Source organism: Roseiarcus sp. (genome assembly GCF_049514155.1).
In the GTDB taxonomy this organism is placed as follows: Bacteria; Pseudomonadota; Alphaproteobacteria; order Rhizobiales; family Beijerinckiaceae; genus Roseiarcus.
This window is the reverse complement of sequence record NZ_JBEKVH010000104.1, coordinates 1-14,669: the sequence shown is the minus strand read 5'-3', so window position 1 is coordinate 14,669 and position 14,669 is coordinate 1. Positions and strand designations below refer to the sequence as shown.

12 protein-coding genes are annotated in these 14,669 nt (G+C 63.5%); 7 read left to right on the top strand and 5 right to left on the bottom strand.

Translation table 11 applies throughout. The features are described 5' to 3' along the window. On the top strand, positions 1-570 hold a 570-nt coding region (locus tag ABSF49_RS14605), incomplete at its 5' end, for an ABC transporter permease (RefSeq protein ID WP_424113387.1). A gap of 275 nt (positions 571-845) precedes the next feature. Then, complete coding sequence (locus ABSF49_RS14600) at positions 846-1,928, top strand: transaldolase family protein (protein ID WP_424113386.1); 1,083 nt, start codon at positions 846-848, stop codon at positions 1,926-1,928. Positions 1,929-2,028: 100 nt separating this feature from the next. Here the strand turns inward: ABSF49_RS14600 and ABSF49_RS14595 are convergent, their stop codons facing one another. Then, positions 2,029-3,033, bottom strand: a complete 1,005-nt coding sequence (locus tag ABSF49_RS14595) for a Gfo/Idh/MocA family oxidoreductase (RefSeq protein ID WP_424113385.1) — start codon at positions 3,031-3,033, stop codon at positions 2,029-2,031. Positions 3,034-3,330: 297 nt separating this feature from the next. On the opposite strand from ABSF49_RS14595, the gene ABSF49_RS14590 reads away from it, so the two are divergent. Further along, a complete protein-coding gene (locus ABSF49_RS14590; RefSeq protein WP_424113384.1) occupies positions 3,331-4,875 on the top strand; it encodes a CoA-acylating methylmalonate-semialdehyde dehydrogenase in 1,545 nt (514 codons plus the stop codon). Positions 4,876-5,017: 142 nt separating this feature from the next. On the opposite strand, the gene iolB is transcribed toward ABSF49_RS14590, so the two are convergent. The 4 genes from iolB to ABSF49_RS14570 form a co-directional block, all read right to left on the bottom strand. After that, positions 5,018-5,848 (bottom strand): 5-deoxy-glucuronate isomerase, encoded by an 831-nt coding sequence (gene iolB / locus ABSF49_RS14585; protein ID WP_424113383.1) that lies wholly within the window; start codon positions 5,846-5,848, stop codon positions 5,018-5,020. Between the two features lie 67 nt (positions 5,849-5,915). Continuing rightward, positions 5,916-7,772: a 3D-(3,5/4)-trihydroxycyclohexane-1,2-dione acylhydrolase (decyclizing) gene (iolD, locus tag ABSF49_RS14580; RefSeq protein WP_424113382.1), complete on the bottom strand. Its 1,857-nt coding sequence runs from the start codon at positions 7,770-7,772 to the stop codon at positions 5,916-5,918. 120 nt (positions 7,773-7,892) lie between these two features. Next, positions 7,893-9,812, bottom strand: a complete 1,920-nt coding sequence (locus ABSF49_RS14575) for a bifunctional 5-dehydro-2-deoxygluconokinase/5-dehydro-2-deoxyphosphogluconate aldolase (RefSeq protein WP_424113381.1) — start codon at positions 9,810-9,812, stop codon at positions 7,893-7,895. 211 nt (positions 9,813-10,023) lie between these two features. Continuing rightward, on the bottom strand, positions 10,024-10,164 hold the full coding sequence (locus tag ABSF49_RS14570; protein ID WP_424113380.1) for a hypothetical protein: 141 nt from the start codon (positions 10,162-10,164) through the stop codon (positions 10,024-10,026). 264 nt (positions 10,165-10,428) lie between these two features. On the opposite strand from ABSF49_RS14570, the gene ABSF49_RS14565 reads away from it, so the two are divergent. The 4 genes from ABSF49_RS14565 to ABSF49_RS14550 form a co-directional block, all read left to right on the top strand. Beyond that, on the top strand, positions 10,429-11,271 hold the full coding sequence (locus ABSF49_RS14565) for a MurR/RpiR family transcriptional regulator (protein WP_424113379.1): 843 nt from the start codon (positions 10,429-10,431) through the stop codon (positions 11,269-11,271). A gap of 199 nt (positions 11,272-11,470) precedes the next feature. Further along, positions 11,471-12,352 carry a myo-inosose-2 dehydratase gene (iolE, locus tag ABSF49_RS14560; protein ID WP_424113378.1) on the top strand — a complete coding sequence of 294 codons (882 nt, stop codon included), beginning with the start codon at positions 11,471-11,473 and terminating at the stop codon, positions 12,350-12,352. Between the two features lie 226 nt (positions 12,353-12,578). Further along, entirely contained in the window at positions 12,579-13,580 is a 1,002-nt protein-coding gene (gene iolG / locus ABSF49_RS14555; protein ID WP_424113377.1) for an inositol 2-dehydrogenase, read from the top strand. A gap of 204 nt (positions 13,581-13,784) precedes the next feature. Continuing rightward, positions 13,785-14,669: sugar phosphate isomerase/epimerase family protein (locus ABSF49_RS14550; protein WP_424113376.1), on the top strand; the 885-nt coding region annotated here is incomplete at its 3' end.

The window sequence follows — 14,669 nt, the reverse complement described above, 5'->3', positions numbered from 1 at the left end:
CTCGGCGTCATCCTGCAGATGACGATGGTGATGATGACCTCGATCGCGCTGACCCGCGAGCTCGAGCGCGGCACGATGGAGAATCTGCTGGCGATGCCGACCAACGGCGCCGAGATCATGCTCGGCAAGGTGCTGCCCTATTTCGTCGTCGGCGCGGTGCAGGTGGCGGTGATTCTCGGCGCGGCGCGGCTGTTGTTTCAAGTCCCGTTCGTCGGCTCGATGACGTTGCTGTTGACCGCCATTCTCGTTTTCGTGATGGCGCTGGTGATGCTCGGCTACACGTTCTCCACTTTCGCCCGCACCCAGATGCAAGCGATGCAACTCACCTTCTTCTTCTTTCTGCCGTCGATCCTGCTCTCCGGCTTCATGTTTCCGTTTCACGGCATGCCAGAATGGGCGCAGGACGTCGGCGAGATCCTGCCGCTCACCCATTTCCTCCGGGTGGTGCGGGCAGTGATGCTGAAAGGCGCCAATCTCAACCAAGTCGGCTTCGAGCTGTCGATTCTCGGCCTGTTCGTGCTCGTCTACGCCTTTCTGGCGCTGACCCGATTCCGCCGCACCCTCGACTAGGGCCGACGCGACCGGCCGACCGGCGCTCGGACTTTCGCACATAAGGGAGGCGACGATGGCGCGCCCGATGGGCCGGGCAGGAGGCGATTTTTCCGCAGGATAGAACACCGGGGAGACGACTAGCCCCTGCCAGGAGAGCAGGGGACGCGGTCCAAGAATTTTGTGGACTGAATGATCTATTTGCGTTACATAGTGGAATGTTCGAGCCGAACGACTGCAACGGGCGCGGAGAAAGGCCTGGAATTCCGGCGCGATTGATGAAGGAGAGGACTCACGTGAACATTTCGTCCCCCAACGTGTCGCCCTTGTACCGAACGGTGCATAACAGCCCAACCGATGTCTGGAACGACTCGTGCTCCCCTCGTGAGCTCGAATACGCAATCGGCAATGGCGCAGTTGGCGCGACGACCAACCCATCCATCGTTCTCGCAGTCCTTCGCAAAGAATTTGAGGCCTGGAAGGGCAGGCTTCGGCAGTTGGTCGCCGAGAACCCGACGGCGACCGAGGACGTAATCGCCTGGAAGCTCATCGAGGAGATGGGGATACGCGGCGCCGAGATGCTGCTGCCAGTTTTCGAGCGGGAGCGGCATCTCAAGGGGCGTCTCTCCATGCAGACCAATCCAGTCAACTACATGGATTTCTCCCAGCTGGTGGAACAAGCGGTTCATTTTGACGGTCTCGCGCCGAACATTCAGGTCAAGATCCCGGCGACCGCCACCGGCATCGTCGCCATTGAGGAGGCGACGCGACGAGGCGTCAACATCAATGCGACGGTCAGCTTCACGCTGCCGCAGGCGATCGCTGTGGCGGAGGCGGTGGAGCGCGGCCTCGATCGCCGCGCCAAGGAAGGTCACGACGTCTCCGGCATGCGGCCCGTCTGCACGCTGATGATCGGGCGGCTGGACGACTGGCTGAAGGTGGTCGCCAAGCGGGAAGGAATCACCATTACGCCAGGCCATCTCGACTGGGGCGGCATCGCGGTCTTCAAGAAGGCCTACGGCATCTTCAAGGCGCGCGGATACCGCGCGCGGCTGCTCGCGGCAGCCTATCGCCACCACATGCATTGGTCGGAGCTGATCGGGGGCGACGTCGTCCTGACGATTCCCTACGAGTGGCAGGTGCTGTTCAACAAGTCCGATATCGAAGTCAAACCGCGCATCAATGATCCGGTCGACCCTGCGGTCGTCGACGAACTCTATCGCAAGTTCTCCGAGTTCCGTCGCGCCTACGACGAAGACGGCCTGTCGGTTCCGGAATTCGACCACTACGGCGCGACCGTCAGAACCTTGCGGTCGTTCATCGAAGCCTATCGGGAACTGACGGCGGTCGTCCGCGATTCCATGCTTCCGCCGCCTTGAGCGGCCGGCGCCGATTCCTCTGGTTCGATCTCGCCGGGCGGCCGCGAGGCCGCCCGATTGTTCTACGGGGATTTGGCGCGGCGCTTGGGGTCGTGGCGACTCAGCCGAGCTTGAGCGCATCGCGCATGGCGCAAGCCAGCCGCGTCGCTTCCCGCGCGTCCTCGAGGCTGATCGGCGTCGGCTTGCCGCATTGAATCGCCTTGACGAAGGCCTGCGCCTCATCAAGGAAGGCCTGGCCGAAGCGTTCGAAGAAGTCGACTTGGCCTGCGGTCGAACGGCCGCCGTCGCTTTCCAGCGTCAACGGAAGTCGGGGAATTCCCGCGCCGAGATCGAGCGCCCCTTTGTCTCCGACGATCCTCATCGACGCTTCGTAGCCGCGATGCGACGTCCGCGACACATAGAAGGTCGCCATCTGGCCGCCCTTGAAAGCGACGTTGGCGCTTGCGGTGTCGACGTCTCCGCAGGCGCCGAGCGCGGGATACATGAGGCGGCTGCCGACGGCGGCGACCGAGGCGGCTTCAGCTCGATTGAGCATCCACCGAACGAGGTCGATGTCATGGATGCAGCAGTCGAGGAATATGCCGCCCGAGGTCGGCGCGAAACGAACAAAGAAGCCCTCAGGGTCGACAGGATCTTCCGAGACGCAGCGAATGGCGAAGACCTTGCCCAGCTCGCCAGCCTCGATTCTGCGTTTGGCTTCCGCGTAGGCCGGGTCGAAGCGGCGCATGAAGCCGACCATCAGCACCTGGCGGGGGTGACCAGCGGCAACCGCGACCGCACGGTCACAATCGCTCGGTTCGAGCGCCAGAGGCTTCTCGCAGAATACGTGCTTGCCGGCGGTGATCGAGACGATCACCTGATCGGCGTGCAGGGACGTCGGCGTCACCAGCCAAACTGCGTCCAGCCCGGGATGCGCCAGCAATTCATCCAGTCCCGGGTAGGTCGTCACGCCATTCAACGCCGCCGCCGCCCATGCGCGTTCCGCTTCGATCGGGCTTGCCGCGGCGACCAGTTGGGCGCCGGCGATCCGGAAAGCGAGGTTTTCTGCATGGCGGCGACCAAGTCGCCCGAGGCCGACGATTCCGACGCGAACGTTCTCTGGCAACGCTTGACCCTCCCTGTTTCGACCGGCTTCGCGTCTTGCATCCTGGCGTTCCGCCTCGCGCCGCCACCCTTGGGAACGAAGACGTCATTGCCCTATCTATATGGAATATTCACTCTTCGCCGGCGCCGCGCAACTTCTCAAACGCCGGTGGCGGCCCCGTTGTGCGGGGGGTCGGCCAACCGGTCGTCAAAATTGATCGCAGTAGACCTTGAATTCCAAACAGAAAGGTGTATGGAATGGACGTTCCATTTGATGCCCTAGTGATTGGGCATGCCGGCACGCACGAGGAGGAAAGCCGTGAATCTGGAAATCCTGAAGCACAAGTTCGCTACGACCGAACGGCTGAGATATCTGGTCGACAACGAATGGCGGACGTCGAAGACCGCCAAGTACATGCCGGTGATGGATCCCTCGACCGGCAAGCAGATCGCCGAGGCGCCCTGCTGCACCCAGGAAGAGGTCGATAGCGCCGTCGCCGCGGCGGCGCGAGCATTTCCTGGTTGGCGCGACACGCCGATCCCGACCCGCATCCAGCTGATGTTCCGTTTCAAGCAATTGATCGACGCGCATCTCGATGAGCTGACCGAGTTGGTCGCCACCGAGAACGGCAAGGTGCTCGCTGAGGCGCGCGGCGACGTGCTGAAGGCGCTCGAAGTGGTCGAGTGCGCGTGTTCGACGCCCTATCTGATGCAGGGCGACACCTGCATGAACGTTTCGGACGGCTACGACACGGTGTCGTTCCGCGAGCCGCTCGGCGTGTTCGCCGCGATCGCGCCGTTCAATTTCCCGGCGATGATCCCGATGGGCTGGATGATTCCCTTCGCGATCACCACGGGCAATACGGTGGTCTTGAAGGCAGCGTCAATGGTGCCGCAAACCGCCGCGCGCATGCTCGAGCTCTTGATTGAGGCCGGTCTGCCGAAGGGCGTGGTCAATCTGGTGACCTGCTCGCGCGTCGAAGCCGACAGCCTGCTGGTCAATCCCGCCATTAAGGGCGTTTGCTTCGTCGGCTCGACTTCGGTCGGCAAGCACATTTACCAGACCGCCGCTGGCGCCGGCAAACGCGTCCAGGCGCTCACCGAAGCCAAGAACCACGCGCTCGTTCTCGAGGATTGCGTGCTGGAGCGCACGGTTCGCGGCATCGTCAACTCGACCTACGGCTGCGCCGGCCAGCGCTGCATGGCGCTGCCGGTGGTCTGCGTCCAGGAATCGATCGCCGACGAGTTCGTCGCGCTGTTGAAGAAGTTCGCCCAGGAGCTGAAGATCGGCGCCGCCTATCGGCCCGAAAGCCAACTCGGTCCGGTGACCTCGGCGGGACAGAAGGAGTCGGTCGAGAAAGCGATCGCGCGCGGTGTCGAGGAAGGCGCCAAGCTGGTCCTCGACGGTCGCGGCGTCAAAGTGCCCGGCTACGAAGGCGGCTACTTCGTCGGCCCGACCATCTTCGACCACGTCAAGCCCGGCATGTCCGTCGGCGACGAGGAAATCTTCGGACCGGTGACGTCGATCAAGCGGATTAAGAATTTCGAGGAAGGGCTGGCGATCGCGAACGCCAACCGCTTCGCCAACGGCTCGTGCATCTACACGACCTCGGGCCGTTACGCGCGCGAGTTCGCGCGCCGCACCGACGGCGGCATGGTGGGGATCAATGTCGGCATTCCGGTGCCGTTCGGAATCTTCCCGTTCTCCGGCCACAAACAGTCGTTCTTCGGCGACCTGCACACGCTCGGCAAGGATGGCGTCGCGTTCTTCACCGAGACCAAGTCGGTGACCTCGGTTTGGTTCTCCGAAGCGGACGCCAAGAAGAGCGTCAGCACCTGGGACGGCACGCTCACGCGCGGCTGAGCCGCTGTCAGAGTGAAGCCCGGACGCCCGGCCCCCTCCCGCCGCGCGTCCGGGCCGTTTCATTTCGGTCAACGACGATCGAGTCGGCTCCGCGCATCACGCGCGCGGCGCGCTTTCACGCCGCCCAGATCGCAGGCCGATATCAGGCCGTTTTTGTCGCGCCGCCCGGAGCGCCGACTCCGGTGAATAGCCACTCGTGCGCCGGCTCGTTGTGGAACTTCCATATCCGCTTCGGGCCGGCCATGACGTTGAGATAGTAGCTGTCGTAGCCGTGCACGGTTGCGACCGGGTGGTAGCCCTTTGGCACCATGACCACGTCGCCGTCCTCGATGACGGCGGTTTCGTCGAGCGAACGATCGTCGGTGTAGACGCGTTGGAAACCGTATCCCTGTCCCGGCTTGAAGCGATGGTAGTAGGTCTCTTCGAGGTAGCTCTCGTTCGGCAGGTCGTCTTGGTCGTGCTTGTGAGGCGGGTAAGATGAGGTGTTGCCGCCTGGCGTGATCACCTCGACGACCAGCAACGCATTGGCCGCGCCGTCGCCCTCCGGCATGATGTTGGTGACGTAGCGGGTGTTGGATCCTTTGCCGCGCACGATCTGCGGATGCGCGCCGGGAGGGATCAGCTTCGCGGGATATCCGGAGCCGCCAGGCGCCGAACACACGGCGAGTTCGAGCGGCGTGATTGCGATGACCGAATACCGCCCGCCGGCCGGCGCGTAGGCGGCCCACGGGGGGCCCTCGAATGGACCCATGCGTCCGCCGACCTCGCCTAGATCCTTGCCGTCGATTGCGAGTCTCGCTTTCCCCGACACAACGACGAGGCAAACCTCGCGCTTCCCCGTTTCGGCGGCGACGCTTTCGCCTGCGGCGAGGCGGTGGAGCGCGAAGCCGACGTACGACCAGCCGGCGCTCTCCGGGGTCACCTCAGTGACGACGCCGTGGCGCCCCTTCGGTCTCACGCGCAGATTGGGCATCGATTCATCCTCCTTGCATGGCTCGCCAGACGCGCCTCGCCGGCATCGTCCGAGTCCTTGCTCACCCTCAGTCGAACACGCGCTGCAGGCGGCGGAACGCCTCGTATTCTTCGCGCGCTTTCGCCACCTCCGGCCGCGACGACGCCTCGGGAACGACAACGTCCCACCAATACCCGCCGGCTTCGGTCGTGATCAGCGGATGCGTTTCGATGGCGATGACTGTGGTGCGGCTGGCGCCCTTGGCCGCTTCGAGGGCCGCTTCGAGATCGCCGATCGAGGACGCCTTGACGGCGATCGCGCCCATGCTCTCTGCGTGCTTGCGAAAGTCGATGTCCGGTTGCGCCACCATGTCGCAATCCTGCCAAAGATTGTTGAAGTTCGCGCCGCCGGTCGCCATCTGCAGGCGATTGATGCAGCCGAACCCATGGTTGTCGAGGACGACGATGATGAGCTTCTGGTCGAGGCTGACCGAAGTGGCGATCTCCGAGTTCAACATCATGTAGGAGCCGTCGCCGACCATCACGACGACCTCCTTGTCAGGGCGGGCCATCTTGACCCCTACGCCGCCGGCGATCTCGTAGCCCATGCAGGAGAAGCCGTATTCCATGTGATAGCTGCCTGGGACCGTCGGCGCCCACAGCTTGTCCAATTCGCCGGGCAAGCCGCCCGCCGCGTTGACGATTACCGAATTTGCGCTGCCGATCGCGCGTGCGACGGCGCCGATCACCTGGGCGTCTGACGGTCTCTCGGCGTTGGTGGGCGCGAGCGCGTGGCTGGCCGCCGTGAGCCAAATCGCCTTTTCCCGAGCCGCCCGCTCGGCCACGCCGGCGTCGGCCTTCCAGCCCTTGAGGCCTCGCGACAGCCTCGTCAGGCCGACCTTGGCGTCGCAGACCAGCGGCAGCGCGTTGTGCTTGGCAGTGTCGTAGGCGGCGACGTTGAGGGCGACGATCTTGAGGTCGCCTGTCTTGAACAGCGCCCATGAACCCGTGGTGAAGTCCTGAAAGCGCGTCCCGACGGCGAGCAGCAGGTCGGCGTCGCCGGCCAGCGCGTTCGCCGCCGACGTACCGGTGACGCCGAGAGCGCCGAGGGCGAGCGGGTGGGTTTCGTCGATCGACGACTTGCCCGCTTGCGTGACGGCGATCGGAATTCCATGCGTCTCCGCGAAAGTTCGCAGCTCGGCGGAGGCCTCCGAATAGAGCGCGCCGCCGCCGGCGATGATCATCGGTTTCTTGGCGGCTTTGATTGCGGCGACCGCCGCGGCAAGCTCGTTTTCGTCAGGACCGATGCGGCGCGGCGCCCAAACCTTTTCCGCGAACAGGTTCTCCGGCCAGTCGTGGGCCTCGGCCTGAACGTCCTGACACATCGCCAGCGTCACGGGCCCGCATTCGGCGGGATCGGTGAGCACGTGCATGGCGCGCTGCAATGCCGGAATCAGCTGCTCGGCGCGATTGATGCGGTCGAAGTAGCGCGACACCGGACGGAAACAGTCGTTGGCCGACACGGTTCCATCGCTGAAGTCTTCCACCTGTTGCAGCACCGGGTCGGGCAGTCGGTTGGCGAAGACGTCGCCAGGCAGCAGCAGAACCGGCAGCCGGTTGACATGGGCCACGGCGGCCGCGGTCACCATATTGAGCGCGCCGGGGCCGATCGACGTGGTGCAGGCCATGAAGCGGCGGCGGAAGCTCGCCTTCGCGAAGGCGACGGCGGAATGCGCCATCGCCTGTTCGTTGTGGGCGCGAAAAGTGGGAAGTCTGTCGCGCACTTGATAGAGCGCCTCGCCGATGCCCGCCACGTTGCCGTGGCCGAAGATCGCCCAGCATCCGGCGAAAATCGGCAGTTTCTCGCCATCGATAACCGTCATCTGATTGGCGAGAAACCGCACCAGCGCCTGCGCCACCGTAAGCCGTACAACCTTGCCGACCATTTTCCTTCCCTCCCGACTCGGGCCGCTCGCAGCCCTCGAGTCGTTTTTCTCCACACCCCCAAAACAACCACCCTCGTGATCGACGCCAATTTGCGGCGCGCCTCGCACAATTGAGCCCGCTCAACGCCGATCGAACGACAGCCAGAGATCGACCAGCGCGCCAAACTTCTTGGCCATTTCGTCGATTGCCGCGTCGTCGCCGATTTCGCCCTTCATCCAGCGATCGGCGGCTTCGGCGAAGATGGTCCGCCCGACCGCGAATCCCCGCACCCGTTCGGCGGACCGCGCCGCTGCGAAGGACTCGCTCAACTTTTCGATCGGGGCCTCCAGACCCAATAGCACGACGCCGCGACACAGCGGGTCGCGGGCCGCAATCACGCTGTCGATCGCCTGCCACGCCTTCGCCGAAGCCTGCGGCTCGAGCTTCCACCAATCCGGCTTAAGCCCGGCGTCGTAAAGTTCGGTCAGAACGCGAGCGATCGTATCGTCGTCGAGCGGCCCGGCCTTGGAGGCGATGATCTCGACGAGGATCTCACGTCCGACCTTGCGGGCGGCCTCGAAGGCGGTCATGAGCTTGGTCGTCTGTTCCGCCTTGAGCGCTTCATCATCGTCCGGATGGTAGAAGCAAAGGACCTTGACGCAATGGTCCACCGGCCACTCGATCAGCCGGCTGCCAATATCTTGACCGAACTCGAATTGAAGCGGACGAGAACCCGGCAATTCGATCGGCCTGGCCACCCACAGGTCTTGCCCGGCGCCGGCCGCAAACAGCGCGTCGCGGCCATATTTGTCGTCGAGCAGCATTCCGAACCCGGGTCGACCGTCGGCGACGCGGCGGGCGGCGGCAACCGCCAGCACCTTGAACGCAGAAATGCGCCCGGCCTCAGCTTCGTTCCCGGTCAACTCCTCCAATTGAATGCGGTGATCGATCGCGAAAGCCATCAACCGGGGCATATCGCGCCGACGCGTCGTCGCCCAATGGATATGATTCAATGCGCCGTCTCTGCGCAGCGCCCGCTCCGGACTGCCGTGATCGAGGAAATGCCGCAGCTCGGGCCAGGTCGGGTATTCGGGCGAGCACAGAAGGCGCGACACAGCGAAGGCGCCGCAGGCGTTCGCCCAGGCAGCGCAGGTCAAGAGGCTCTCTCCGCGCAGCCACCCGCGCAAGAAACCAGACATGAAGGCGTCGCCGGCGCCGAGAACGTTAAACACCTCCACCGGAAAGCCTTTGCCGACGATCCCGCTGTCCAAGCTTTCTGGAATTGGCCCGTCGTAGACGACGCACCCCAGAGCGCCGCGCTTCAGGACAATGATGGCGCCGGACTTCGCGCGGATGCCGCGCAGCGAGTCAATCACGCTGTCGGCTCCCGCGGCGATCATGACCTCTTCTTCGGTGCCGACGATCAAATCGCAATCGGCGAGCACTGCGCTGAGCCGCGTCGACACCGCCTCGGACTTCACGTATCGCGCGAAGCCCGCTTCGTGGCCCGCGAGTCCCCACAGGTTTGGCCGATAGTCGATATCGAACACGACTTTCGCGCCGTGTCGCTTGGCCAAGGCGATGGCCATCGATTGCGCCGCCGCCACGTTAGGCTTGGAAAAGTGCGTCCCGGTCACGACGATCGCGCGTGAGCGCGCGATCAACGATTCGTCGATGTCGCTTTCGTCCAACGCCATGTCCGCACAGTCGGCCCGATAGAAGATCGTCGGCGAGACGCCTTCGGCTTGCACCGCGAGCAGCACAAGGCGACTCAGCCGCTCTTTGTCGGTGTGCACGCCGTCTGTGGCGACCCCTTCGCGGACCAGCTGTTCGCGAATGAAGCCGCCCATCTGTTCGGCGCCGACGCGCGTGATCAGCGCTGCTCTAAGTCCGAGCCGCGAGGTGCCAATGGCGATGTTGGCGGGACAGCCGCCCACGGATTTCGCGAAGCTTGCGACGTCCTCGAGTCGGCAGCCGATCTGTTGGCCGTAAAGGTCGATGGAAGAGCGGCCGATCGCGATCAGATCGAGCGTCTTGTGAGCGGCGGCGCTTTCGGTCATTTGTCGCCTTCCGAGTTCGTCCAGCGCATCAGCTTACCGCAGCTTTCGTCGCATCAATCGGGCGCGCGCCACGACTTCCACCTCGGCGGCGTTGCGCTTCCTCTCCGCTATGGGACGAAGCGCCGGAACGATCTGCCCATCAAATGTCCGCGAAATGTACATTCCATTTTTTGCTCACGTCAACTGGTATGTTTTGAGACGACCGACTGGCTCATAGGGCGTCGACGAACGGCGCCAAATCGGCTCCGTCATTTCTGCGCTGGCTGCGGTCCGCATTTTGTTCCAGCATCGACAAAGTGGATTCGGCGGTCGAGGCGCGGGTGGACGTTGCCTCGCGAACGCGCTTCGCCATGTGGATTCCTTGCGTCGCGCAGCGTTTAATGGCATGCCAAGTTCAAAACGAGGCGTTTCTGGAAGGCGCTGTGCCTGCTTGCCTCGCTCGGAAGGCGCCCTTCGGAAACGCGGCGTCGGTCGTTCAAAGATCAAGTCCTTGGGCGGCCCACCCAAGCAGTCAAGGGTGACTGGAGTTCGCGTCTCTGAGTATAACGTCAGGCTTGTATGTTCCTGTCAGTAATAATGCTCTGATGTCATAATATACGGATTAAAAGAAATCCCGATGACGCAAGACTCTATCATTGATCCGCCTTATGACTTCAATAAGTTGCGCGACCTCATCGTCGAAGCGCGCAACACGATGCCGAAAAGGCTGGCTCAGGTGGCGGCCTACACGATCGAATTCCCGGACGATATCGCGTTCGGGACTGTCAGTCGCATCTCCGAACAGGCCGCCGTGCAACCTTCGACGCTGGTGCGTTTCGCCAAGGCTCTCGGCTTCAGTGGTTTCAGCGAACTCCAGGCCGTATTCCAGCAACGTCTCCGCGACCGGCCGAACAATTACGAAGCGAGACTGCAGGCGTTCGACGCGCACGCGTCGGGCCGCCCGCCCGCCATGGCGCTGATCGAAGGTCTTGGTCAGGCGGCGATCGATTCGATCGGCAAATTCCGCGAACGAATTAAATTGGAGTCGCTGGACGAGGCGGCCCGATTGCTCGCGCGGGCGGAAACCATCTACCTGATCGGCCTTCGGCGGTCCTACCCGATTACCTCATATCTGAGCTACGCCTTTGGAACGCTTGGGGTAAGGAGCGTCCTAATTGGCTCGCCCAATGGGGTCGATCGTGAGGTTCTCTCATTCGCCGGTCCGCGCGACGCCGCGCTAGCGGTCAGCTTTACGCCCTATTCGCCCGCGACCGTCGAATATACGCGGCAGATCGTCGGACAGAAGACCCCGCTTGTCGCGATTACCGATAGCCCCTTCAGCCCGCTCGTCTTCAACGCCAGCGTCTGGTTCGAGGTCGTGGAAAACGACTTTGAAGGATTCCGGTCTCTGGCCGCCACGATGACGCTTGCCGCAGCGCTTGCCGTCGCCGTTGCTGAGCGACGCCGCGTCGGAGCATAACAGAATTGGCATTCCGGCCAAAATGGAATATGGAATGTTCCGGCTGAGCTTTCGCCCGGCCGGCGGATTCGTTCCGCCGGTTTGGTTCGGGAGTCGGAAGCGCTCGGCTGCGCCGCGGATCGCAAGGACGCCCTGCGGCGCTTGTGCTCAGTGAAGCGCAAACTGAGGCCGCCCACGCGGCTCAACCGGGAGCAAGACGATGATCCGTATCGGCGCCAATCCGATTTGCTGGTCCAACGACGATATGATCGAGATTGGCGGAAACATCTCGCTGGAGCAGTGCCTGAGCGAGGCCCGCGAGATCGGCCTCGAGGGCATGGAGAAAGGCAACAAGTTTCCGACGACGGCGCCGGAGCTGAAAGCCAAGCTGGCCGAGTTCGGCCTTGTATTCGTCTCGGGCTGGTACTCGACATTCTTGTTGGAGCGAGACGCGGACGCTGAGTTCGCCGCGGCCGCGGCCGAGTTGAAGCTTCGCAGGGATGCCGGCGCCAAAGTGCTCGTGACGTGCGAATGTACCCGCACGGTCCACGGGACCAAGTCGGTGCCGCTCTCGACGCGGCCGGTGTTGACCGACGCCGAGTGGTCGGTCTTCCTGCCGCGGATGACCCGCTTCGCCGAGCTGGTCAAGGGGTTCGGACTCCAACTCGTCTACCATCACCACATGGGCACCGTCGTTCAGACGCCGACGGAGGTCGACCGCTTCATGGCCGGCACGGGACCGGCGGTGAAGCTCCTGCTCGACACTGGCCACATCACCTGGGGCGGGGGCGATGCGGTTCGGGTCGCCAAGACTTACGCCGACAGGATTGGCCACATTCATACAAAGGACGTCCGCTCGGCCGTCGCCGCGAAGGCGCTCGCCGAGGATTGGTCATTTCTCGATTCGGTTCTCGCCGGAGTCTACACCGTGCCAGGCGACGGCTCGATTGACTTTGTCGGAGTCTTCAAGGCCGTGCCCAATTATTCCGGGTGGATCGTCATCGAAGCGGAACAGGATCCGGAGAAAGCGAATCCGAAGAAATATGTGACCATGGGGTACAAGAACCTTAAGCGCTTTCTCAAGGAAGCCGGTCTCAATTGAGCGCTCAGCGACTTAGCGGCGAGGCCGTCGCGCTCGCTGGGCTCCGCGCCAATTCCGCAATCCGGCTGGGGCTGCGGTCGAAAGCCAATGCTCCCTGCGAATGAGCGTATCGCTGTGAGCGAAAGCAACGTCTTGGGATCTGTGATCACGCACAAACGACAGAGGCTCGCCCAATCCGGCGGGCCCAGATTTTCGCGCGGCGCTAAGCCGCGCTAGGAGGAAAGCCATGCTAAGAGTTGGTCTTCTCGGCGCCGGCCGCATCGGCAACGTCCACGCCAAAGCGATCTCGACGCACCCGCAAAGCAAGCTGATCGCCGTCGCCGACGTCGTGAAAGAATCCGCTTCCAAGCTCGCCGCGCAATACGGCGTCGAGGCGCGCAGCAACGAAGCCATCATCGGCGACGCCGCGATCGACGCCATCCTCATCGCGACCTCGACCAACACTCACTCCGACCTGATCGAGGCGGTGACCAAGGCCGGGAAGGCGGTCCTGTGCGAGAAGCCGGTCGACCTCAGCCTCGCAAGGGCGCAGGCGTGTCGAAAGGCCGCCGCCGCGACCAAGCGGCCGGTGATGATCGGCTTCAACCGGCGCTTCGATCCCAACTTCGCCGCGCTCAAGGCTGCCGTCGATCGCGGCGAGATCGGCAAGAGCGAACTGCTGTCGATCACCTCTTTCGATCCCGCTCCGCCGCCGGTCTCCTACGTCAAGGTTTCCGGCGGGCTGTTTCGCGACATGATGATCCACGATTTCGACATGGCGTGCTGGATGATGGGTTCGCTGCCGCAAAAGGTCACCGCAATCGGGACCTCGATCGTCGATCCCGAGATCGGCAAGGCTGGCGACTTCGACACCGCCGTCGTCACCTTGGGTTTCGCCGACGGTCGGATCGCCGTAATCAAGAACAGCCGGCGAGCCGCCTACGGCTACGATCAGCGCATCGAGTTTCTCGGCTCCGAAGGCCTTCTCTCGGCAGGCAATGTGCTCGAGAATACGGTCTCGAAGGCGACGAAGGCCGGGGTCGTCAGCGCCAAGCCCGAGTACTTCTTCCTCGAACGCTACACGCGCGCCTACTCCGCGGAATGGGCGGCGTTCGTCGAAGCGGTGACCAGCGCGAGCGCAGTTCCCGTGACGCTCGACGACGGCGTAAACGCGCTCGCGATCGCCGAGGCGGCGACATTGTCGGCGAAAAGCGGAACTACGGTCGATCTTGCATCCGTGATGAAGTGATCGAACGATCGACGCCGCTGCGCTCGCTGAAGCCGCGCAGCGGCGCCAATGCGGCCTGGCCGCCTTTCGGCGATCGGATGCCCACGTCGTGAGTTCTCGTGACGTCGAGGCGCAGGCGTTGCTGGTCGTGGCGACGCTTCTGGCGATCCAGAGCGTCGAAACGCCGCGTCCACCCAAAGGGAGAAGCGATGAAAGTCGCCGCACATGCACCGGCATCTGTCGCTGGAGGAACTGCCGCGCAAGGCGGCCGAACTTGGCTACGCGTGGATTGAGCTTTCGCCGCGCGCCGACTTCCTCGACTGGTGGGTGGCCCCACGGGTCTACCCTGAGCGCCTTCGCAGCTTCAAGAAAGCCCTCGGCGACCACGGGGTGAAGATCGCCTCGCTATTGCCGATGTACCGCTGGGCGAGCCCGCACGAGGACGAGCGACAAGCGGCGGTCGGCTACTGGAAGAAGGCCATTCAGGTCGCCGTCGAGATGGGCGTCGACACGATGAACTCGGAATTCGGTCGCGGCCCGTCGCCGGCTCGCGGCCATGGGGCGAACTGCTGCGGCGGACGATTCACCGCCGAGACGAGCGAAGCGGCGTGGTGGCGGTCGACGGAGGAACTGGTCCCGATCTTCGAGAAGGAAGGGATCCAGCTCAACATCGAGCCGCATCCGGAAGACTGGGTCGAGACGCTGCATCCGGCGCTCGACATGGTCCGGGTGATCGGTTCGAAGGCGGTCCGCTTCCTCTATTGCGCGCCCCATACGTTCTATTTCGGGGATGACATGGGCAAGATGATCCGCGAGTGCGGCGACACGCTCGCTCATGTGCATGTGGCGGACACCTACAATCACAAGGCCTCGTCGGGCCTGCGCTACATCTGCAATCCGCCTGGGGCCGAGGTGACGGTCCATCAGCACCTGGACATCGGCCAGGGCGAGATCGATTGGGACGCGTTCTTTTCCGCGCTCGCCGCGATCGGCTTCGACGGAATCATGACCGCATGCGTCTTCGCCTGGGAAGAGCGCGCCGACCAATCCGGGCGCTTCATGCGCGAGGAAATGCAGAAATACGTCAATAAATATTGGGGCGAACGGGCG

Excerpts from the sequence above, each read along its gene's own strand:
- iolD (WP_424113382.1), bottom strand. The coding sequence starts at position 7,772 with ATGGTCGGCAAGGTTGTACGGCTTACGGTGGCGCAGGCGCTGGTGCGG.
- ABSF49_RS14570 (WP_424113380.1), bottom strand. The coding sequence starts at position 10,164 with ATGGCGAAGCGCGTTCGCGAGGCAACGTCCACCCGCGCCTCGACCGCC.
- iolB (WP_424113383.1), bottom strand. The coding sequence starts at position 5,848 with ATGCCCAATCTGCGCGTGAGACCGAAGGGGCGCCACGGCGTCGTCACT.
- iolE (WP_424113378.1), top strand. The coding sequence starts at position 11,471 with ATGATCCGTATCGGCGCCAATCCGATTTGCTGGTCCAACGACGATATG.
- ABSF49_RS14575 (WP_424113381.1), bottom strand. The coding sequence starts at position 9,812 with ATGACCGAAAGCGCCGCCGCTCACAAGACGCTCGATCTGATCGCGATC.
- iolG (WP_424113377.1), top strand. The coding sequence starts at position 12,579 with ATGCTAAGAGTTGGTCTTCTCGGCGCCGGCCGCATCGGCAACGTCCAC.
- ABSF49_RS14565 (WP_424113379.1), top strand. The coding sequence starts at position 10,429 with ATGACGCAAGACTCTATCATTGATCCGCCTTATGACTTCAATAAGTTG.